Genomic DNA, 22,421 nt, shown 5'->3' with positions numbered 1-22,421 from the left:
ACCTCCTATAAATTATCTTTTTTGTTTATTTGACTTACTACATATTCTGCCCTTTTAACATCTCTCTCATAGGGGTCTAATTGAATGCCATAAATTTTTTGTAAATTAGCTGGTTGTATATGTGTAGTGAGAACATCAATTTTATTTATATCCACATCTAATATTCCTAAAATTGCTCCTAATCTCACGTCAGACATTAAAGTCATGTATTCCTTTGTAGACATCACTTTTGCATGAGATAAAATTCCAAAAGCCCTTCCTACTCTATCTTCTATTTGAATTCTTTGTTTTTTGTATAAATCCTCTCTAGCTTTTCTTTCGCTAGAGATAATTTGTCTTGCTACTCCTTGAATATTTTCAATTATTTCTCTTTCGCTTTGGCCAAGAGTGACTTGATTAGAAATTTGATAAATATCTCCTAAAGCTTGAGTACCTTCACCGTATATCCCTCTCACTGCCATACCTATTTTAGAAACAGAGTTTAAAATATTGCTTATTTGCCCAGTGATAGTAAGAGCTGGAAGATGAACCATGACTGAGGCTCGTATCCCTGTTCCTACGTTAGTAGGACAAGAAGTCAAATAACCTATCTTTTCATCATAGGCATAGTCGATAGTTTCTTCAATCAAATCGTCAATTTTATCGGCAGTATCCCAGCTTTCATTAAGCCTTAATCCTTCTAATATACATTGTATTCTAAGATGATCCTCTTCATTGACCATTATACTTACTGTATTGTCATCTTTTATAAGAGCATAACCACTCTTTGTATTCTGTGAAAGGTCAGGGCTTATAAGGTGCTTTTCTACAAGTGATTGCCTGTCAATAGGAGTCAATTTCTTCATATCATATTCTACAAATTGGGTAGATAAAATAGTATTACTACCTAATATAGCCTTTCTAACCAAATCTATAACCTTTCGTCCCTGCTCTTCTGTCATAATAGTAGGGAAAGGAATATCTTTTATATTCCGAGCAAGTCTAATTCTACTGGACAATACCACATCTTTATCGTACTGTAGCATTTCGGTCACCTACTTTCCTAATTCTTTCTCCAATTCTCTGATTTTATCCCTTAATTCTGCTGCTTTTTCATAAGCTTCTTCTTTAATAGCTTTTTCCAATTGATATTTCAACTCCTCAATTTCTCTTTTTACTCTCATTTTACCGCCAGCTTTTTTAGGAATTTTCCCTCTGTGTTCTGTACTGCCGTGTATTCTCCTCATAAGAGGATTTAATTCTTCAGCAAAAGCATCATAGCAGAAACTACAACCTAATCTTCCAATTTTTTTGAAATCTTCGTAAGTCATACCACAGTGACTGCATTTCAAAGTTTTTTTTGTAAAGTCATCTACTCCAGGCAAAAAGTCCATTAACCCTGACAATAAATTTTGAACTGAAAAAGGTGTAAAAGTTGAAAAAACTTCTGTATTTAAAATTCCCTCTTCTGCTGCGCACTGGTCACACAAATGCATTTCAGTTTTTACTCCGTTTACTATTTTAGTGTAATGAACTGTAGCAGGCCTTATTTTGCATTTATCACACATCATAAAAATTACCTCCTTTACTTGTTGCGAGCAATTTCCATAAGCATTGCCTTAAGTAGTAATGCTCGCAACATATTCTTATCTTCCTGAGAAAAAGAAAGAATTTTATCATTAACTACAGCTTTCATCAAAGCTGCTTCCCTTGAAGTTATAATATTGTGGTCTAAAAGAGCATCAATGTAGTATCTAGCTTTACTCTCAGAAATATTATCCCCTATGTTTTCTATTATTTTATTTATCCAATTGTTTGATATAGAAGTTTTATAAATTTTTATATAACCTCCGCCGCCTCTTTTACTTTCTATGATGTATCCTCTGTCAATAGTAAAACGCGTCTCTAACACATAGTTTATTTGAGATGGCGCACAATTAAAAACATTTGCTAATTCATTTCTTTGAATTTCTACATAATGCTTACCAGCCTCTTCCATTAGCTCTTTTATAAAATTTTCAATCAAATCACTAAGCCTTGCCATCGCCATCACCACGTCTCTTACTTTTACTTTGACTTTCTTTGACCTTCGAATATATTTTTGCATTTTTTTGTCCTCTCGTCAATAGCTTTTTCACGCTAAAGCAAGTGATTTTTTCTAATATTTTCATCAAATAATAAAAATATCTCTCATATTCTAAAATTTTCACCATTTTTCATTCATTTTCATAGTTTTCTTCCTCTTCATCTGCCAACTCTTGAGGCTCTTGTTGGTTTATAAGAGATGAAAAATTGCTTTTTCCTTTTAAATTTTTTCTTTCTGTACTTTCGTAAGTATCTTCTTCAAAAAAATTCCCTCTTATAGATTTGTACAATTTTCCTTTGAAGAATTTTTGATTTTTATTCATTTCCTCCACCTCTTATTTACTTTTCTTATTCACTTAAACTCTTCTCAATCTCTTTTAAATCCACATTTATTCTAGCTACATCCGTGTCTATTGCTGCTTTTGCAACTGCTATTGCTACATTTTTAAGAACTCTTTTATCAAAAGGCTTTGGAATTATATATTCCGGAGTAAGTTCATTTTCTGAAATAGTCTGGGCAATAGAATACGCAGCACTAATTTTCATCTCTTCATTAATTGTAGTAGCCCTAACTTCTAATGCCCCTCTAAATATACCCGGAAAAGCTAACACATTATTTATTTGGTTTGGAAAATCAGATCTGCCAGTACCTACTACATAAGCTCCTGCCTCTTTTGCTTCATCAGGATATATCTCAGGCACTGGATTAGCTAATGCGAAAACTATTGGTTTTTTTGCCATTGTTTTTATCATTTCTTTATTTAATACATTAGGTGCTGATACTCCAATAAACACATCTGCTCCTTTTAAAGCATCTTTTAAAAGCCCTTTTAATCTTCCTTTATTTGATATTTTTGCAATCTCTTTTTTAGAGAAGTCTTCATCTTCTCTTCCTTCATATATGATACCACTTCTATCGCAAACTATTACATCTTTTATATCCGCTTTTATTAAAAATTTAGCAATAGCAATCCCTGCCGCTCCAGCTCCATTTACAACGGCAGTAACTTCTTTTAATTCCTTTTCTACAATTTTTAAAGCATTTATTAAAGCAGCCAAAGTTACAACTGCCGTTCCATGCTGGTCATCATGAAATACAGGTATATCCAAAATTTCGTCCAACTTTCTTTCTATTTCAAAACAACGAGGAGCAGAAATATCTTCAAGATTTATACCTCCAAAAGCAGGTGAAATATTCACCACAGTTTTTATAATTTCTTCAACATCTTGAGTAGCAAGACATATAGGTACTGCATCAACGCCTCCAAATTCTTTAAATAAAACTGCTTTTCCTTCCATAACAGGTAGTGCTGCGTAGGGCCCTATGTTTCCTAAACCTAAAACAGCTGAACCATCTGTCACAACCGCAATCATGTGGCTCTTTGTAGTATATTCATATACTAAATCACTATTTTTATGTATCTCCTTACAAGGCTCTGCAACACCTGGGGTATAGGCTAAAGCTAAATCTTTGTCATTTTTCACTTCTACTTTGCTTATAATTTCAAGTTTGCCTCTATTTTCTTTGTGAAGTTTTAAAGTTTCTTCTCTTATATTCATTTCATAAAGTCCTCCTCTAATACCCGTGTTTTCTTATATTATAACTTAAATATTTTTTAGAAAAAAGTTATTAGCTGCAATAAAAATAAAGCCTGCAAAAGCAGGCTTATTCTTCTTTTTCTTTTAATTTCTTCCTTTCTTCTATTATCTTTTGTGCCACATTAGGTGGAGCTTCTTCATATCTTGCAAAAGTCATTTTGAAGTCTCCTCTTGCTTGTGTCAAAGACCTTAAATCTGTCGCATATCTATTCATTTCAGCCAAAGGCACTTCTGCTGTGATTACTTCTAAATTGTCTTTTGACTCCATGCCTAAAATTCTTCCTCTTCTCTTATTCAAATCCCCAATGATATCTCCCATGTATTCTTCAGGTACCACCACTTCTACTCTCATAATAGGTTCTAAAAGAACTGGATTTGCTTGTTCCATTCCCTTTTTAAAAGCAAGAGATGCAGCAATTTTGAAAGCCATTTCAGAAGAATCAACAGGATGGTAGGAACCATCTACCAAAGTAGCTTTAATGTTTACAACAGGATAACGAGCAAGCACACCTTCTTTCATACTTTCTCTCAAGCCTTTTTCTACTGCTGGAATATATTGTTTAGGAACAGCTCCACCAAAGATTTTATCTTCAAACTCAAATTCACTGTTGGGATTTGGCTCAAATTCAATCCACACATGACCATATTGTCCATGTCCACCTGTCTGCTTTTTATGCTTTCCTTCTACTTTGACTTTACCCTTTATCGTCTCTCTATAGGGTACAATTGGGTCTGTCAAGGTGCATTCTACTCCAAACTTGTTCATCAACTTTTTAGAAATTACTTCTATATGCTGCTCTCCCATTCCGTAAACTATCATCTGACCCGTCTCTAAATTTTTTTCAACTTTAAAAGTCGGATCTTCCTCTTGCAACCTTTGGAGCCCATTGCTAATTTTCTCCTCATCCCCTTTGGATTTAGGTTCAATAGCAAGTGAAAGTGTAGGCTGTGGGAAATCGATAGGTGCTAATGTCACAAGTTTAGAAGGGTCACATAAAGTATCTCCTGTCATGGTATATTGAAGCTTTGCAACTGCTCCTATATCTCCTGCTACTAACTTAGATACAGGCATCTGCTTTTTCCCTCTTAAAATGTAAAGCTGGCTTATTTTTTCTTGCATCTGCTTATTTGAATTAAGTAGTGTAGAATCAGAAGTTAGAGTACCTGATACAACCTTAAAAATAGATAGTCTGCCCACATAAGGATCTGCTATAGTTTTAAATACAAATGCGGCTACTGGTCCATTTTCACTAGCTTTTTCTCTTTCTATATCCAGAGGTGATGGCAAAAATTCCACAATAGCATCTAATAATTTATCTGTTCCAATATTTTTAAGGCTTGAACCGCATAAAACAGGCATTAACTCTCCAATTCTTATGCTGTTTTTGATTCCTTCTTTCATTTCTTCTTGTGTAAATTCTTCTCCTCCAAAGTACTTTTCCATTAAAGTTTCATCGTTTTCAGCAATGTTCTCAATCAATTCCTCTTTGGCCGATAAAACTTTATCCATCAAATCTGCCGGTACTTCTGTCTCCTTTACCCCTTTTTCATCGTAAACGTATGCTTTTTGAGTAAGAACATCTACATAGCCTTTAAAACTTTGTTCGCTTCCAATAGGAAATGTCAAAGGAATAACCTTATTACCAAATTTCTCCATCAATTGATTTAATGTTTTAAAATAATCTGCATTTTCTCTATCCATTTTGTTAATAAAAAATATAATAGGCAACTTATTCTTTTTAGCCATATTAAACACTTTTTCAGTTCCAACTTCTACACCAGAAGCAGCACACACAGGTATTATAACACTGTCTACAACCCGCAAGCCACTTACAACTTCTCCAAAGAAATCAAAATACCCTGGCATATCTAATATATTAATTTTACACTCTCTCCACTCCACTGGAATTACTGATGTGGAAATAGATATCTGCCTGGCAATTTCCTCTGGGTCATAGTCAGATACAGTAGTGCCATTTTCTACGCGCCCCATTCTATCAATGACTTTTGTGTTGAAAAGGAATGCCTCAGTTAATGTAGTTTTACCGGCTCCACCGTGGGAAACCAATCCTACATTTCTTATTTGATTAGTTTTGTAATCCTTCATACATATCCCCCTATCTTATCGCAAATAATCTTTAATATTATTATTCTATACATTTTGAAATTTTCCTTTATTTTTTTTGATATTTTTTTAATAAAAAATCTCTGGCAAAAGCCAGAGATTTACTCAATGTCTTTAATTATGTCCTCCATCATTTTTTGTATCTTTTCTGCCTCAGCAATATTTAGCACCCTTTCCGCTATTTCTTTTGCTCTTTCATATTCCACATTTCTGATGATATTTTTAACTGTAGGTATAGAAGTTGCACTCATAGAAAACTCGTCTAAGCCAAGTCCTAACAATATAACTGTAGCTAAAGGATCTCCTGCCATTTCACCGCACATGGCTGCAAATTTTCCTTCTTTGTGAGCCGCATCAATCACAAACTTTATAAGCCTTAAAATAGCTGGATTAAATGGCTGATAATAATCTTTTACATGTTCATTCATTCTGTCAACAGCGAGAGTGTACTGGCACAAGTCATTAGTTCCTATGCTAAAGAAGTCCACTTCTTTAGCTAATATGTCTGCAGTCACTGCAGCAGAAGGTATTTCTACCATTATACCTACTTTTATGTTTTTGTCATATTTTATGCCTTCTTTATCAAGCTCAGCTTTTACTTCGTTTAAAACGATATTTGCTTTTCTCACATCTTCTATAGAAGATATCATAGGATACATTATGTGAATATTTCCATAAGCACTTGCTCTTAAAATTGCTCGTAATTGGGTCTTAAATATGTCTGTCTTATCCAAGCAAAGCCTTATAGCCCTATATCCCAAAAAAGGATTCATCTCTTTAGGCATATCAAGATAAGGAAGCTCTTTATCTCCGCCTATATCTAAGGTTCTTATAGTAACAGGCCGGCCTTCCATTTTTTCTGCAACTTCTTTGTAGGCTTCAAATTGCTCTTCTTCTGTAGGAAGAGTAGTTCTATCCATGTATAAGAATTCAGTTCTAAAAAGTCCAACCCCTTCTGCTCCATTGGCCAGTGCACTTTTTACATCTTTTGGAGTTCCTATATTTGCCGCTAACATGACTTTTTTGCCATCGGGAGTTATTGCAGGCAAATCTTTTAATTTCTTTAATTTCTCCACCTTTTTATCATAATTCTCTTTTTTAGTTTTATACTCGTTCATTGTACTTTCGTCAGGATTTACAATGACAACCCCTTCCAACCCATCCACTATTACGGTATTTCCATTATTAACTTGGGTGGTAACATTACCCAATCCTACTACAGCAGGAATTTCTAGGGAACGAGCCATTATAGCTGTATGAGAAGTTCTTCCACCTATATCTGTAGCAAACCCCAAAACCATTTCTTTTTTCATGGTTGCGGTATCAGAAGGGGTTAAATCTTTGGCTATGATTATCACTTGTTCATCAAGTTCAGAAAGGCTGGTGTTTTTTACTCCTAAAAGGTTATTTATTATACGGCTTCCAACATCTCTTAAATCTGCAGCTCTTTCTTTTAAATATTCATCATCTAGACTCTCCATTACAGAAGCATTTTGTTCAATCACTTTATTTACAGCATTATCAGCAGTTATAAGTTCAGTCTTTATCATGTTTTCTACCCCTTCAATAAGTTCGGGGTCACTTGCTAGCATTAAATGTGCCTCAAAAATTTCTGCCTTATCCTTCCCAAATTCTTTCAATGCATCTTCTTTAATTTTTTGTATTTGCTCCTTCGTCACTTCTAAAGCTTTCTTAAACCTTTCAATTTCGTACTCTACTTTTGATTCATCTATGTTTTTCATGTTGATTTCTGCTTTTTCTTTAGTATATAAGAAAACCTTCCCAATCGCTATCCCTGGGGATGCCGCAACTCCTTTTAGCATTTGTTAACCCTCCTTAAAATTAGTTCTAACGTCTATTATAACATAGTTTTCGTCCCAGTGTGAAACTTTTGCACAATAATAAAATAAAAAAATAAAGCAAATTTGACAAATCATTTTTTAGATAGCCGCAAAAGCAAAATCAGGAAAGGCAATCCCTTTCCTGACTCAGCAACCAGTTCTTTATTTATTAACCAATTTTAATGCTTCTTCAATAACAGCTTTAGCGTTTTTTATAGCTTTTTGAGCTTCAACTTTATAGATGGGCTTATCTTTAAATCGAGATTCTTCTTTAACTGCTACATCTGCTGCGAAAATAACAAGATCTGCTTCATCAACTTCCTTCTGAGTTATTTTATTCTCTATGCCAATTGAACCTTGCGTTTCAACTTTAATTTTGTGCCCAAGTTTTTTTGCTGCATTCTCTAATGCTTCAGCCGCCATATAGGTATGAGCAATACCTGTAGGACAAGCTGTAACTGCAACTATTTTCATATTCCATCCCTCTTTCTATAAAATTTTGTAAATTATTTACATAATCTTGAAACTATTTTTAGTTTTACTCAGCAACTTCACTTTCATCTTCAACTTCTTCAATAACAGGTTTTTTTAATGCATTTACCATTAATGCAGTAACCGCAATACCTATTAGTACAGCTACTATAAACATGATTTTATTATCTACAACTGGTAACACAATAGGTCCACCATGTGGTGCATGGTCTCCAACCTTCCCTATTGCTGCTATCGCAGCACCTATAGATGAGCCTACCATTATAGATGGTATTACTCTTAATGGATCGGCTGCAGCAAAAGGTATAGCACCTTCTGTGATACCAATCATCCCCATTGCAAGTGCACCATACCCTGCTTCCTTTTCTGCTTTAGTGTACTTGTTGGGTGCTAACAATGTAGCAACACCCATCCCAAGCGGGGGAATGCATATTGCTACTGCTACTGGTCCCATAATTGTATATACGCCTTCTCCTATCATTGCTGCAGCAAATAAGAATGCAACTTTGTTTACAGGCCCCCCATATCAAAAGCTATCATCGCACCCATTATCATTGCTAAAATCACAGCATTTCCTGTACTCATGGATTTTAACCAATTTGTCATAGCTGTCATTGCACTGCTTATAGGATTACCGAGTATATATATCATAAGAAAACCTACAATAAGTGCTGATAACAACGGGATTACAAAAATTGGCATTATAGGTCTTAAATTCTTAGGAACTCTCCAACTCTTTATCCACCTTGCAACATATCCTGCGATAAAACCTGCAATAATTCCACCTAAAAAACCTGCCTTCAACTGGTTTGCAAGTACTCCACCAACAAGTCCAGGAGCAAGTCCAGGTCTATCAGCTATTCCAAAAGCTATAAATCCTGCAAGAACTGGCACCATCATTGAAAAAGAAGCTGTACCAATATCCATCATACTTTTTAACACTGGATTTGTAACAACTGCACCTTTACCCGCCTGCACACCACTTAATGCAATTGAAAAAGCTATTAAAACACCACCTATGACAACTATAGGTATCATGTAAGATACGCCTGTCATTAAATATTCTCTAATCCTTTTTAATTCTTCCTTCATCGTATTTTTATCCTCCTTATCGATTTTATTTTTGTTTATTTTTAACTTACTTGGATATCACTTAAAGCATTTAAAATTTCCTCGACAGTTACTGCTTTTTTTAGCATTTCAATAAAACTATCATTCATTAATTTTCGTGATAACTGTGACAATATCTTAAGATGAACATTATCCACATTTTCTTCAGGCACCCCTAAGAGAAAAATTAAATTGACAGGTTTGCCATCTAATGAATCCCATTCTATTCCATCAGTTGTTTTACCAAATACTATCATCGCCTCCTTTACAGCTTTTGATTTTCCATGTGGTATTGCGATTCCATTCCCCACCCCCGTTGTATATGCTTTTTCTCTATCAAGCACACTTCTCGCATACTCCTCTACAGAAGTTATTTTCCCTTCTTTTTGCGCTAATTCCGCCAATTTTATAATTGCCTCTTCTTTGTTTTTTGCCTCAAGATTTAGTGTGACAAGATTTTTATTTATCAGCATTATAAACTACCTCCAATAACTTTATAATTTCCTCTCTGCTTTTCGCTTTTTTTATATTTTCTACAAATTCCGGTGATTCAAGTTTATTATATAATTTTCTAAATATATACCTGGATTTTGCTATATCACTTTGAGTTAAAGATATCATAAATAACATATCTACCTTTTCTTCATCCCAAGCTATAGGATTTTTTAGTCTTACCACTGTAAAAACTGATTTATTAACATGTTCTGGTAAACCATGTGGAATTGCAATACCATTTCCTATAGCAGTAGAAGCTATTTTTTCTCTGGTTATAACATCTTGAATATATTCCTCCTTTACATATCCTTTTTTATGCAACTCCATACATACCTTATTTAATAAATCTTCTTTTTTTAGGTAAATACCGTCAACATCAAGTAACTGCGTATCGATTAAATTAGATCTTTTATTTAGAGCCTGTATAAATTCATCAAGCCGCTTTATATCATTTTGAGTTAATAAAGGACTTATATTTATAAAAGGTTTATTTATCTCAATAGGTACAGTAGAGATAACTATATCTATGTCATTTAAGATGCTCTCATGTAGCGAAACAGAAGAAACTATGTCTTTTATTTCTATCTGTTTAAAAGATTTCTCAAGCCTTGCCGCAAGAAGTTGTGCTGTTCCAATGCCAGTTGTACAAACAACCAGGGCTTTAAGTGGTTTTTTAGCTCGTTCAACTGCAGCACCTAAATGTAGTGCAATATAACCTATTTCCTCTTCTGCAACTTTTTTACCTAAATACTTCTCAAACACAACACTTGTCATCCATGCAACCCCATATATTTCAGGATAATTCTCTTTAATATCGTTTAATAGTGGATTTCTTAGTGTTAAACCATACTTAAGCCTATTTATAGTTGGTCTTAAATGTAGTATCAAACCATTTAACAATTGCTTATCATTGCTTAAATCAAGAGATAATGCCCTTTCAGCAATATTTATAATTTCTTTTGACATAATAACCGCTAGCTCAATACTTTCTTCATCTTCCAACTCTAAATTCACATCTTCAATTTTATTTTGCTGCATTTTAGTACCAATGATATGCAATACAATATATCCTATTTCTGATTCAGGAAGAACTACATTAAATTTCGCTTCTATCTCTTTCGCCATCTGTTGAGCTATTACATATTCATCTTTTTGCTTTAGATTATTTAAGACCGCCTTTGATAATTTAACATCTTTTTTATGCTTTAGTCTTTCGATAGAAATAGCTACATGTATAACCAAACTTATAAAAGCCTCATCCGAAAATCTAAATTTGAGTTTTGATTCAGCATTACTAACTATTTTTTCAAGTTGCTTGTAATCAATATCAAAAAGTTCCCTTAATTGCATTAATGTTCTATAATCTATCCTACCAGTGTAATCATTATATAAAAATTCTTTTAATTCTTTTTGTTCTTTAGTTGAAACAATTAAGCTTGCCACTGCATTTCGCCAATTCTCTTCATCGCCTACCACTTCAATGCCATAGTTAGGTTTTTTTAGAAGTTTTAGATTAAATTTGTTAAGCCATTTTTCAACACTTTGTAAGTCTTTGTGTATTGTAACCCTACTTACATAAAGTTCCTCCGCTAGTTCTTTTGTAGTTACACTTCCTTTACTCATAAACAATCGCTTTAAAATGTAGTTTTTTCTTGCTTCAGGCGAAAAAGGTTCTTCAAAGTCTAAACTCTTTTTAATCTCATCAACAAGCTCAAGCTTTTTATTTCTAGGCCCCTCTAGTACAATACCTACTCTTGGTTTTTTGATAATTTTTACGCCTTTTTGTTGTACAAATTCTTCAGCTTTTTTTAAATCATTCCTTATTGTTTTATTCGATACTTTCAGTGTATTTGCGATATAATCAACCGTAAGTGGCTGTTCGCTATTTAAAAGCATATTTATAATCTCAAGTATCCTATCCATAATTAATCACCCTTTTACCACATTTAATGTGGTAACTATATTAACAAATTTATTTCAGCTTTCGATTAATATTATACCTAAAAAACGTTTATTTTCAAGGAATTTAAGTGTAACTTTTTATGCCTTATTAATGTGGTAAAACTTTATTAATTATTCAAATCAAGAGATAAAACAAAAAAGACCAGGAAAATATTCTCCCAGTCTTTTCTTTAGGCCTTTTTCACACTTCATATATGGCAATTTTGTTTCTTCCTTTACTTTTGCCACCTGCATATAAAGCTCTATCTGCATGGCTTATAAGTTTTTCTGCAGAATCAGCCTTTTCCGGATAATCTGCTACTCCACCCGTTATGGTTACATATATATCTCCTTTATCTGTCCTAATTGGCCTTGATGATACTTCATTTCTTATCCTCTCTGCAATCATATAGGCTTGTTCTGCAGTAAGTTTCGGCAAAATCACTGCAAATTCTTCTCCACCAAATCGCGCTACAATATCATCACTTCTCACATTGTTTTTTATCCGTTTTGCCACTTCCTTAAGTACTTCATCTCCAACTAAATGGCCATAAGTATCATTTATCAGTTTAAAATTATCCAAATCAAACATTATAAGGCTCACAGGCTCACTAGTCTCATCTGCCCTCATAATATTTTCCATTAATGCATCATTAAAATATCTTCTATTATAAGTCTTTGTTAAAGGATCAGTAATAGATTTTTTGGTGACTTCATAATATCGTTTAGCATTGGTTATCGCAACAGAAGCTTGATCTACGATTATCTCTATGATTTTAACAGAATCCTCATCAAACACATTTGTCTCTACATGCAACACCATAAGACATCCAATGACAGATCCCGAAAACCTTAAAGGAGCTACTACTACACTGCCATAGTTATTTAAAAATTGTTCTTTTAAAAATCTTTTATCCTGCTTTAAATCCTTAATTGCTATTGTTTTGTTAGAAGATATGCACTTTCCTATTATTCCCTCATCTTTGAAGTAATTTTCTTTAAAGCCTTCCTCTCCCTCTCTATTACCTATCGATTTTACTAAAGCAGCTACCCCATTAGAATCTGTCAAATATATTGCTGCTGCAGATACTGAAACAACTTGAGAAATAACTTCTATAATAGTATCTAATATTTGCTCCAACTCTAACTTCGAATTTATCATTTTAACCATCTCATATATGGCGTTAAGCCTTTTATTTGCCTTAATCAAATCTCTAATCATCCTAAAAGCATATGCTATGAATATAAGTGGAGTTAAAGATAACACAAAAAACAGAAGGCTATGTTTAAAATAAATATATGCAAGAAGTAATGAAACAGGAATCATAACTATATAAGTACCCAACTCTAATAATACACTCTCATTCCAATACTCTTTAAACAAAATCTTCCCCTGTACTTTTAAAGCATAGTACAGTATAAAATTATTCAAAAGGAAACTTATTATGACGTAACTTAAAATATATTTAACTTGCGAAAAAGAAACTATGCCAATTTTTCCACCTATGAATTCATAAAACCATCCTGCCACTAAATATGCAATAGAAAACATTCCTCCATTTAAAAGCCCATTTTTTATCTTTTTTCTTACTACAATAGTATCAAACATAACAGAGGATACCATGAGAGTAGCCGCTCCAACCGTGCCAAAAATCAAAAAAGTAGTTATTCCTATTGTAGGGCTTAAAGATAATTTTATATCTGTATACATTATGCCAATATTATCCAAAATTATTGCGAAAGCTAATAAAATCAAAAAGACTCTCCAATCAATTCCAATACCACAGCGGTAAAGTGCCCACACAAATAATATACTTCCTATTGTAATTAAGGTTATATTAAAAACCAGTTCCCTGTACTTCCCCATACTAATCCCCTCGTTTTTCCGAATCATATTAGTATTCTACATTTATTTCAAAAATCCTTCTTGGGCTGATAAGGTTTATAAAATTGATCACATTTATTTATCAGAGCCAATTGTACCACAAATCCCCATCATAATATGTCGAATCTTGTACTTCCCTTTAAATATTTATAAAAAACCTTCTGTAGCAATTGCTACAGAAGGTTTTTTATAAATATCAACCGCATTTAGAATAGCCACAGTTTTTACACACAACACAACCACCTTCATGCTCTATCGGACTGCCACATTCAGGGCAAAACTTTTCTTCGTCTAATAAGTCAGCTTCACTCAATGCAACTTCTTCTTTAGGGTCATCTTCATCGCCATTATGATTATTTTCATATATAGGTACATCAATAGGTGCAAATTGCTGCTCCTCTTCCACTCGGATTTTCATCACTTTTTCAATAACCTTGCCAATAGCATCAGGGCAAGATAACACTTTTATTTCTTTGTTTGTAGCCATTTGCCTTAAAGTAGAATGACATCTTATACCTTTTAATTGCTCTACAATTGTCTTAGCATCAATGCCTGAGCGCAATGCTATAGATATAAGCCTACTTGTAGCTTCTGACTGTGAAGGACATCCACCTGCTCTTCCAAGATTTGTAAATACCTCACATATGCCTTGGTCATCATAATTAACTGTTATATAAAGATTTCCACAACCTATTCTCACTTTTTCAGTTATTCCTCTTGTCACAGGAGGTCTTGGCCTTGGTCTTAAAGGTTCATTTTTAGTTTGCTCTTCTTTAGGTTTTGCTTCTTCTTTTTTCTCTTTTATGCCCAAATTCAATACTTGCGATTCACGACTTCCATCTCTGTATATAGTAACCCCTTTGCAACCAAGTTTATAGGCAAGAAGATAAGTTCTTCTAACATCCTCTACTGTAGCTTCATTTCTAAAGTTCACCGTTTTAGAAACTGCATTGTCAACATGTTTTTGAAAAGCTGCCTGCATTTTAACATGCCACTCATGGTCAATATCATGAGCTATCACAAAAACTCTTTTAACATCTTCTGGTATACCCTTTATGTCTTTTAGACTTCCCCTTCGAGCAATTTCTCGCATCAGTTCTTCTGAATAAAATCCTCTTTCAATGGCAACCTCTTTAAATACAGGGTTTACTTCCACCAGTTCTGTATTATCCATAACATTTCGCGTCATAGCTATTGCAAACACCGGTTCTATGCCACTAGAAGTACCTGCAATGATAGATATGGTGCCAGTCGGGGCAATAGTAGTAGTTGTAGCGTTTCGAATTTTTATACCCATTTTTTTGTAAATACTCTTATCATAGAAACCAAAGGTACCTCTTTGTTCTGCTAACTTAATCGATGCTTCTTTGGAAGTTTCATCAATAAACTCCATCAATTCTTCGCCCAGTTTTACAGCCTCATCAGAATCATAAGGTATGCCAAGTCTTAAAAGCATGTTAGCAAATCCCATTACCCCAAGCCCTATTTTTCGAGTACCTTTTGTCATTTCTTCAATTTGCGGAAGAGGATATTTATTAGCATCTATTACATTATCCAAAAAATGCACTGCATCATAGACCGTTTCTCTAAGTTTGTCATAATCTATTACGTATCTACCTTCTACCTTTTTTAACATATTTTCAAGATTAATTGAACCTAAGTTACAAGATTCATAAGGAAGAAGTGGCTGTTCACCGCAGGGATTGGTAGACTCAATCTCTCCAACTTCGGGGGTAGGATTTTTCTCATTTATTCTGTCTAAAAATACAATACCCGGTTCCCCATTTCTCCAAGCCATTTCTACAATCAGGTCAAAGACTTCTCTTGCTCTTAATCTATTTACAACCTTACCCGTATGAGGATCTATTAGATCGTATTCCCTATCTTCCTCAACAGCCTTCATAAATTCTTCTGTAATAGCCACGCTTATATTAAAATTTGTTATTTCATTGTTGTCTTTTTTACACTGTATAAACTCCAATATATCAGGGTGGTCTACACGCAGAATCCCCATGTTTGCTCCTCTTCGGGTACCACCTTGTTTCACTGCTTCTGTCGCTGCATTAAAAACTTTCATAAAACTAACAGGTCCTGATGCAACGCCTCCAGTGGATCTGACTGTAGCTCCCTTGGGGCGTAAGCGGGAAAAGCTAAATCCCGTGCCCCCACCACTTTTGTGAATAATTGCCGCGTACTTTACCGCGTCAAAAATCTCTTCCATAGAATCTCCCACAGGAAGAACAAAGCAAGCAGAAAGCTGGCCTAATGGCCTACCGGCATTCATTAACGTAGGAGAATTAGGCAAAAAATCCAGATCCACCATCATATCATAAAATCTTTTCTTTACTGCTTCTACATCAGCATTTTGGTCATAGATTAAATCCACTTCAGCAATAGTCTTTGCAACCCTTTCAAACATCTCCTCAACTGTCTCAATAGGCTTGCCATTTTCATCTTTAGCCAAATACCTTTTTTCCAGAACCTTCCTCGCATTCTCAGTAATTTTCACAGGAAATTCCTCCTCTTATGTAAAACCACAATATTTTGTGTATTACTTATTAAATTATACATTTTATTGTGGATTATGCAACCTTCAAAAATATCCGATTAACTTTATTATCTCCCTTTACTATTAATTTTCGTTTAAAATCTTAATAAATTAAACGAATTTAAAAAACCCGGCACAATTACCGGGACAAAATATTAACAATTTCCTCAATTATGTTTTTATCATATTTCCCTTTAAGATAATCTCTTTTCCACTCTCCTTCTCCACTTTTTGCAAGTTCTTTTACTATTTCAGGCCTTTCTATCCAATACCCGATTTCTTTAAAATCTTTATCCATAAATACAAAAGTGGGTATTTTAGCTTTACCATCTATATAATAAGGTTTCATGTGCTCTTCGTTACCTTCTCTTTTTAAAATTCTCAGTTTAAAATTTTTATTATAACTTGCGATTTTTGCAACTATAGGCACATTAACTTGAGAATCAGGACACCAACTCTCAGCAAATGCCAAAATATTTATCTCATCTTTAAATTTTATTTTCTCTATCAAATCTTCATCTAAAACTGTCTTTTCATATCTCTCTTTTATTCTTCTAGCAATATATTCCTCCGATTCTTTTACAAATTCCTCAAAAGTTATTCCTTTTTCAAACAATTCTCTCAAAATTTATTTCACCTCTTTCAATCACTGCCTCTTAAATAATGACCCTAAAACTGTTTTAGCTCCAGAAACAGTAATACCTAAAAAGCTACTATTCCTTGTAAGAATCTCATCTAAAGCATCTACAACTTTGTCAATTTGCTCTTTTGTCACAATTAAAGGAGGCTCTAATCTTATTACATTTGGATTATTCAAAGTGTAAGCCGTTATAATTCTGTGTTTATTTTGAAGCTCTCCAGCAATTAAAGAGCCGAGATATTCACTTGAAAACTTTGAGATAGCTCCTCCAGAAATCTTGTCAAGAAGTCCACCTTCTGGTTGATTAAACTCTACTCCTATTAAAAGCCCCTTTCCTCTAACATCTTTTATAAGTTTTGGATGTTTTTCTTTTAATTCTTTCAGTCGACCTAAAAAGTATCCACCTTTTTCTTTTGCAGCATCAGGAAGCTTTTTCTCTATAATAGCTTGTATTGAAGCAATCGCAGCTGCACAAGCATAGGTATTACCGCCAAAAGTAGAAGTATGTAAAAGAGCTTTTTCCATAGTCCCATAAGCTTTTTGCCATATCTCCTCTGTGGTTATATAGGCACCGATAGGCATAACTCCTCCACCTAAAGACTTCGCAAGGCACATTATGTCTGGAACTACTCCTTCGTGCTCACATGCAAACATTTTTCCTGTTCTTCCAAACCCAGTTTGCACCTCATCTAAAATCAAATAAGCATCATACTTAGTACAGAGCTCTCTTACCTTTTTCAAATATCCCTCAGGAGGAACGATAACTCCGCCTTCCCCTTGGATAGGCTCTACTATAAAAGCAGCAACATCTCTACCTTTCAAAGCTTCCTCCAAAGCTTTTTCATCTCCAAATGGAATAGGAACTGTCTCCGGCACAAGTGGTTTAAAATACTTTTGATATTTTTCTCGTCCCGTCACTGAAAGGGCACCCATGGATTTGCCGTGAAAAGAGTTTTGGCAGTAAACTATTTTTTGTTTCCCTGAAGCAATTTTAGCAAGTTTTAAAGCTCCTTCTACTGCCTCAGCTCCGCTGTTACAGAAAAAGCTCCTTTTAAGATTCCCTGGTGTCACTTTTGCAAGATTATGAGCAAGAACTCCTGGCAAATTTCCAATAGCCGCTTGCAATATATTAGGCATATATTTTACTTTTTCTACAGCTTCGATGACCTCATCGGGGTTATGCCCTAAATTTAAAGCACCATATCCTCCTAAAAAGTCATAATATTCGTTTCCTTCATTGTCCCATACTGAAACTCCCTTAGCTCTTACAAAAAGTTTATCAAACTGAAGCATTGAAAGCATAGAGACAAAAACTGAATTTATGTATTCTTTGTAATTTTCTCTGACTTGATTTTTGTTTAATGTAAGTGCTTCTTCTAAAGTTATATATTCCGGAATATCATCCTTCACTTTCCCCTTTGTTACTTCATACATTTTTCATCTCTCCTTTATCTTTAATGTCTGTGGTGGTGATGATGGTGATGATGGTCATGACCACAATGTTCGCAACTATTGTTAGCATATTTAATACTTTCTAATTCTCTTCTTACTCTCTCTTTTATTTCTTTCACGTATTCTTGCCTCAGCCTTTTCTGCTCTTCTTTTTCCTCTTCTGTTAAACCTTCTGTTTGTGATTTGTGATAAAGGAAATTTATTCTATCTATCATTTCTCTCGTTATCATTGCTTCACCTCGTTGAATAAATTTTGACAAATATATTATATTCCTTTTTCCTAAAAAACAAAAGAATTTTTATAAGTAATGGATATGACCATCACTTTTATGATATTATAACAATATAGTAGCAAATATTTAAGGAGGTTTTCGTAATGCCTTTAATTTGGATACTTTCCCTAATATTGTTGTTTCCTTTTTTGATATTTACATTTTTTGTGCAGGCAACAACTTTTTCTTTTGCAAAATTGGGATTATCTCCCCAAATGGCAGTTTTTGTTTTTAGTTTATCTTTAATAGGAAGTGTGATCAACATTCCTATATCTCGAAAAAAAATTATTGTCCATGAAGAAGAGCGGTATTTTTCCCCATTCCTTTTTTACTATCCCCCACGAGTGCAAGAGCAAGTAATTGCAGTAAACGTAGGGGGAGCTGTAGTTCCCGTCATTCTCAGTTTGTACCTTTTGCCGAGGGCACCACTACTCCCAACTATAATAGCTACTATAATAGTTACAATTGTAGCAAAAGCACTAGCTAAACCTGTGCCAGGAGTAGGCATTACCCTCCCTGCCTTTATACCGCCTCTTGTGGCAGCTGCCTCTGCAATTTTATTATCTCCCCACAATGCAGCACCTGTTGCATATATCTCAGGAGTTTTAGGCACATTAATTGGAGCAGACCTTTTAAATTTGCCTCATTTTAAAGACCTAAACTCTCATGCTATAAGTATAGGAGGCGCAGGTATATTCGATGGAATTTTTTTAGTAGGTGTAGTAGCAGCTTTATTAGCTTAAAACTAATGTAGCACCCTATACTGTAAGGGTGCTATAAAATTTACTTTAAATACTTATTAAACCACTCCGTTATTTCTCTAAGCCTTCTTATTCTGTGTTTAGGTTTGCCACTTCTTGAAAGCTCATGATTTTCACCGTGGAAAAGTACCAGTTTTGATTCCACGCCAAAATATTTAAGAGCGCTAAACATTTGCAGGGCTTCTGCCATCCAACATCTATAGTCTTCATCTGAATGCAAAAACAAAGTAGGAGTTTTTACTCTATCAGCGTATTTTAAAGGCGAATGTTCCCAATACTTTTCAAAATTATCCCAAGGTGTTCCTCCTATTTGGTCAGGGACAAAATAATAACCTATATCTGTAGTCCCAAATTCTGTTGTCCAATTAGATATACTTCTTTGAGAAACGGCTGCTTTGAATCTATCTGTATGACCTATAATCCAATTTGTCATAAATCCTCCATAAGAGCCCCCTGTCACTCCTACTCTTGAAGGGTCAATGTCTTTGTAATTTTCCAATACATAATCTGTGAATTTCATTATATCCTCATAATCTATTGTACCGTATTTACCTCTTATATCAGCAAACTCATTGCCCCTTCCATCGCTTCCTTTGGGATTGCAGAAAAATACAAAGTATCCTTCTGCCGCCCAGTACTGCATTTCGTGAAAATAAATTTCGCCATATACAGTTTTTGGTCCTCCATGGATATCTAATATAGCAGGATATTTTTTGCCTTCTTCATAGTCTATAGGCTTTATAACCCAACCATCTATGAAATGTCCGGGCCTTGTCTCAACTTCTACCCTTTCTGGCTTTGAAAGTTTTCTTTCCTTCTGCACCCACTCATTAAAATCTGTCAACTGCTTTTCTTCGCCATTTTTGTATTCATAAAGTTCCAAAAGTTTTAACCCTCTAAAACCGATAAAGAGAATATTTTCCCCTTTTACATCAAACATGTCAACAGACCCATCTGATGCTATCACTTTTTCTATTTTCCCATTTACATCTATCCTGTTAAGGTATGCATTATACCTTTCTGTAGATATAAAGTACAGATAATCTCCTTCTACTTTAAAACTATAACCAGAACCATATCTAGAATCAGATCCAACAGAATTGCCTAAACTCATATCCAAATCAGGAGTTATGCACTTTTTCTCACCTGAATCAATATCTAAAAGGTAAAACTTGCCATTTTCATTGATTCCATATTTCTTCATGTCAGTACCTGTGCAAATTATTTTGTCTCCTAAAAAGTCAGCATATCTATAGGAAAAATCTTCGTCTCTATTAATTTTCTTTACTTCATTAGATGCAACATCATAAATATACACATCGCTTACAAGGTCCATTTTATCTTTATAAGTCCGCCCTATGAATACTGCTTTACTTTTATCTCTGTTTAACTTAAACAAAGATACATCTGTGTATTCGTCAGTAATAGGTTGTAACTTATTTTCATTAGCACGATATAAATATAACCTCTCTCTATCCTTATTTATAAAACCTGCTCCATTTACCCAATAGGGAATTTCATCTAAAACTTTGTAATCTTTTTCTTCTTTCCTTTTCTTTAGCTCTTTTTGTTTTTCTTCCTCACTTAACCCTTCCAACTCTTTTTCATTTACGTTATATCTCGCTGTCAGTAAAAAAGTGTTTTCATCAATTGGTTCAATATTCATAACCTTCTTAGGAATTACAAAAGCCTCTAATGCCTCTCCTCCATGGATGTTTATTTTATAATACCTAGTAAATTCCTCTCCACTCTCTACCTTTTCTTTATCTTTAGGATTCCTGCTACCTGAAAAAAGTATGTTCTCATTATCTAGCCACACAAAACCCCTTTCCTCATTAAAAGAAGTTAATTGAAAGTATTTCCTACTTTTTATATCTAAGAGCCATATGTTAGAAAGATATTTATTTTCTTCTACATCCATTCTATGTACTGCAAAAGCTGCATAATCGCCATTTGGAGAGTATTTCAAACCAGACAAAAATTTAAACTTTGTAAAGTCCTCAAGCTGTAATTTTTCCATTAAAATCGCCCCCATTAAAAATGTTTACAACTTTATTATAACATATATTTGCTAAAAATCTAAAAATAAAAAATTACATCAAGAGACGCTAAAAAGGACAGGGTCATAACACAACTTCCACCCTGTCTTTTAAAAACACGTAGTTTTCTCCAACATCACAGGTATAGGCATAAGCTTCTACTCCTTTACCTACAGCCTCTCTTAGAAACTTCCCAAACTCCGGGTCCTGCTCGTCATTAGGGGTAAAATATTTTATATCATCCATTTGAATTAAAAAAATTACTGCTGCCCTCATACCTTCTTTTTTTACTTTTATAAGCTCTTTTAAATGTTTCCTTCCTCTTTCTGTGGGAGCATCAGGAAATTTTGCAACACCTTCTACTTCCAGAGTTACTCCTTTGACTTCTACATAGCATATCTCTTTCCCTTTTGTAAGCTTTATATCAAACTTACTGTTCCCAAAAGTTTTTTCTTTTTCTACAATGTCATAGCCTTTAAATTCCTCAATAAGCCCCATCTTTATGCTTTCTAAAACTACTTTATTAGGCACTTGTGAATCGATAGATATAAGTCTTTTCCCCTTATAAGCAAAAGCCAACTCGTAGGGTGTTTTTCTGCCTTGCCTATCTCTTACTTCAAGGATAACCTCTGCTCCCGGGACAAATATCTCTTTACACCTTCCCGTATTAGGCACATGTACTAAAGTCTTTTCTCCGCTATTTAACTCTACATAAGCTTCAAATCTATTGATTCTCTTTATGAATTTCCCGTAAACAATTGGATTTGTAATCACCATTTTAAAAACCTCATACTAAATCTTTTTCGGTAATTTCTGCAAAACTTGTAGGGGTTTCCCACAATCTCAATTTATAAAGATGATAGTTATCTCCTTTAAACACAGGCTCCAATTCTTTCCATATCCACAAAAGAATATTTTCGCAAGTAGTGTTAAATCCTAAAACTTCATTTAAATACTTATGGTCAAGCTTTTTTACAACTTTCTCATTTACTATTTCTTTAAGCTTCACAAAATCTATTACCATTCCTTCTCCGTCAGGCTTCCCCTCAACTGTAACTTCCAGCTTATAGGTATGACCGTGAAGCTCCTCACACTTCCCATTGTAATTTATAAGATTGTGGGCACTGTCAAAAGTAAAAATTTTTGTCACTTTCATT

At 34.1% G+C, this 22,421-nt stretch carries 21 protein-coding genes; 1 reads left to right on the top strand and 20 read right to left on the bottom strand.

The features are described from left to right. Positions 1-5: 5 nt before the first annotated feature. The 17 genes from THEBR_RS01735 to THEBR_RS01660 form a co-directional block, all read right to left on the bottom strand. On the bottom strand, positions 6-1,025 hold the full coding sequence (locus THEBR_RS01735) for a protein arginine kinase (protein ID WP_003868422.1): 1,020 nt from the start codon (positions 1,023-1,025) through the stop codon (positions 6-8). 9 nt (positions 1,026-1,034) lie between these two features. Continuing rightward, positions 1,035-1,550, bottom strand: a complete 516-nt coding sequence (locus THEBR_RS01730; RefSeq protein ID WP_003868421.1) for a protein-arginine kinase activator protein McsA — start codon at positions 1,548-1,550, stop codon at positions 1,035-1,037. Between the two features lie 14 nt (positions 1,551-1,564). Further along, positions 1,565-2,029: a CtsR family transcriptional regulator gene (locus THEBR_RS01725; RefSeq protein WP_029687915.1), complete on the bottom strand. Its 465-nt coding sequence runs from the start codon at positions 2,027-2,029 to the stop codon at positions 1,565-1,567. A 166-nt stretch (positions 2,030-2,195) separates the two neighbouring features. Beyond that, a complete protein-coding gene (locus THEBR_RS01720) occupies positions 2,196-2,387 on the bottom strand; it encodes a hypothetical protein (RefSeq protein ID WP_012268980.1) in 192 nt (63 codons plus the stop codon). Between the two features lie 25 nt (positions 2,388-2,412). Beyond that, entirely contained in the window at positions 2,413-3,624 is a 1,212-nt protein-coding gene (locus THEBR_RS01715) for an NAD(P)-dependent malic enzyme (RefSeq protein WP_012268979.1), read from the bottom strand. 106 nt (positions 3,625-3,730) lie between these two features. Further along, complete coding sequence (fusA, locus tag THEBR_RS01710) at positions 3,731-5,770, bottom strand: elongation factor G (protein WP_012268978.1); 2,040 nt, start codon at positions 5,768-5,770, stop codon at positions 3,731-3,733. A gap of 119 nt (positions 5,771-5,889) precedes the next feature. Further along, positions 5,890-7,611, bottom strand: coding sequence for a phosphoenolpyruvate--protein phosphotransferase (gene ptsP / locus THEBR_RS01705; RefSeq protein WP_012268977.1), 1,722 nt, complete (start codon positions 7,609-7,611; stop codon positions 5,890-5,892). 180 nt (positions 7,612-7,791) lie between these two features. Further along, the gene (locus THEBR_RS01700; RefSeq protein ID WP_003868415.1) at positions 7,792-8,103 is read right to left on the bottom strand and encodes a PTS fructose transporter subunit IIB; all 312 of its coding nucleotides are present in this window, start codon (positions 8,101-8,103) and stop codon (positions 7,792-7,794) included. A gap of 64 nt (positions 8,104-8,167) precedes the next feature. Next, positions 8,168-8,575 (bottom strand): PTS sugar transporter subunit IIC, encoded by a 408-nt coding sequence (locus tag THEBR_RS12835; RefSeq protein ID WP_244262389.1) that lies wholly within the window; start codon positions 8,573-8,575, stop codon positions 8,168-8,170. Positions 8,576-8,631: 56 nt separating this feature from the next. Beyond that, positions 8,632-9,213 (bottom strand): PTS fructose transporter subunit IIC, encoded by a 582-nt coding sequence (locus THEBR_RS12830; protein WP_244262388.1) that lies wholly within the window; start codon positions 9,211-9,213, stop codon positions 8,632-8,634. A 41-nt stretch (positions 9,214-9,254) separates the two neighbouring features. Next, a complete protein-coding gene (locus tag THEBR_RS01690) occupies positions 9,255-9,704 on the bottom strand; it encodes a PTS sugar transporter subunit IIA (RefSeq protein WP_003870703.1) in 450 nt (149 codons plus the stop codon). After that, complete coding sequence (locus THEBR_RS01685; RefSeq protein ID WP_012268976.1) at positions 9,691-11,649, bottom strand: BglG family transcription antiterminator; 1,959 nt, start codon at positions 11,647-11,649, stop codon at positions 9,691-9,693. The genes THEBR_RS01690 and THEBR_RS01685 overlap by 14 nt, the downstream gene beginning before the upstream one ends. A gap of 220 nt (positions 11,650-11,869) precedes the next feature. Beyond that, complete coding sequence (locus tag THEBR_RS01680) at positions 11,870-13,534, bottom strand: sensor domain-containing diguanylate cyclase (protein WP_004400940.1); 1,665 nt, start codon at positions 13,532-13,534, stop codon at positions 11,870-11,872. Positions 13,535-13,748: 214 nt separating this feature from the next. Next, positions 13,749-16,061 carry a vitamin B12-dependent ribonucleotide reductase gene (locus tag THEBR_RS01675; protein WP_012268975.1) on the bottom strand — a complete coding sequence of 771 codons (2,313 nt, stop codon included), beginning with the start codon at positions 16,059-16,061 and terminating at the stop codon, positions 13,749-13,751. Positions 16,062-16,239: 178 nt separating this feature from the next. Next, complete coding sequence (locus THEBR_RS01670) at positions 16,240-16,725, bottom strand: thioredoxin family protein (protein WP_012268974.1); 486 nt, start codon at positions 16,723-16,725, stop codon at positions 16,240-16,242. A 21-nt stretch (positions 16,726-16,746) separates the two neighbouring features. Continuing rightward, the gene (locus tag THEBR_RS01665) at positions 16,747-18,174 is read right to left on the bottom strand and encodes an aspartate aminotransferase family protein (RefSeq protein ID WP_003867825.1); all 1,428 of its coding nucleotides are present in this window, start codon (positions 18,172-18,174) and stop codon (positions 16,747-16,749) included. Between the two features lie 20 nt (positions 18,175-18,194). After that, positions 18,195-18,422: a DUF896 domain-containing protein gene (locus THEBR_RS01660; protein WP_009052976.1), complete on the bottom strand. Its 228-nt coding sequence runs from the start codon at positions 18,420-18,422 to the stop codon at positions 18,195-18,197. A gap of 146 nt (positions 18,423-18,568) precedes the next feature. Between THEBR_RS01660 and THEBR_RS01655 the strand changes: the two genes are divergently transcribed. Next, positions 18,569-19,207 carry a DUF1614 domain-containing protein gene (locus THEBR_RS01655; protein ID WP_012268973.1) on the top strand — a complete coding sequence of 213 codons (639 nt, stop codon included), beginning with the start codon at positions 18,569-18,571 and terminating at the stop codon, positions 19,205-19,207. Positions 19,208-19,247: 40 nt separating this feature from the next. Here the strand turns inward: THEBR_RS01655 and THEBR_RS01650 are convergent, their stop codons facing one another. From THEBR_RS01650 to queD, 3 genes are all read right to left on the bottom strand, one after another. Then, complete coding sequence (locus THEBR_RS01650) at positions 19,248-21,245, bottom strand: S9 family peptidase (RefSeq protein WP_012268972.1); 1,998 nt, start codon at positions 21,243-21,245, stop codon at positions 19,248-19,250. Between the two features lie 103 nt (positions 21,246-21,348). Next, positions 21,349-22,041, bottom strand: coding sequence for a DNA/RNA nuclease SfsA (gene sfsA, locus THEBR_RS01645; RefSeq protein ID WP_009052979.1), 693 nt, complete (start codon positions 22,039-22,041; stop codon positions 21,349-21,351). Between the two features lie 10 nt (positions 22,042-22,051). Beyond that, the gene (gene queD, locus THEBR_RS01640) at positions 22,052-22,420 is read right to left on the bottom strand and encodes a 6-carboxytetrahydropterin synthase QueD (protein WP_009052980.1); all 369 of its coding nucleotides are present in this window, start codon (positions 22,418-22,420) and stop codon (positions 22,052-22,054) included. Between the last annotated feature and the right edge of the window lies 1 nt (position 22,421).

Source organism: Thermoanaerobacter brockii subsp. finnii Ako-1, assembly GCF_000175295.2.
GTDB lineage: Bacteria > Bacillota > Thermoanaerobacteria > Thermoanaerobacterales > Thermoanaerobacteraceae > Thermoanaerobacter > Thermoanaerobacter pseudethanolicus.
This window is presented reverse-complemented; position numbering and strand designations above follow the sequence as displayed.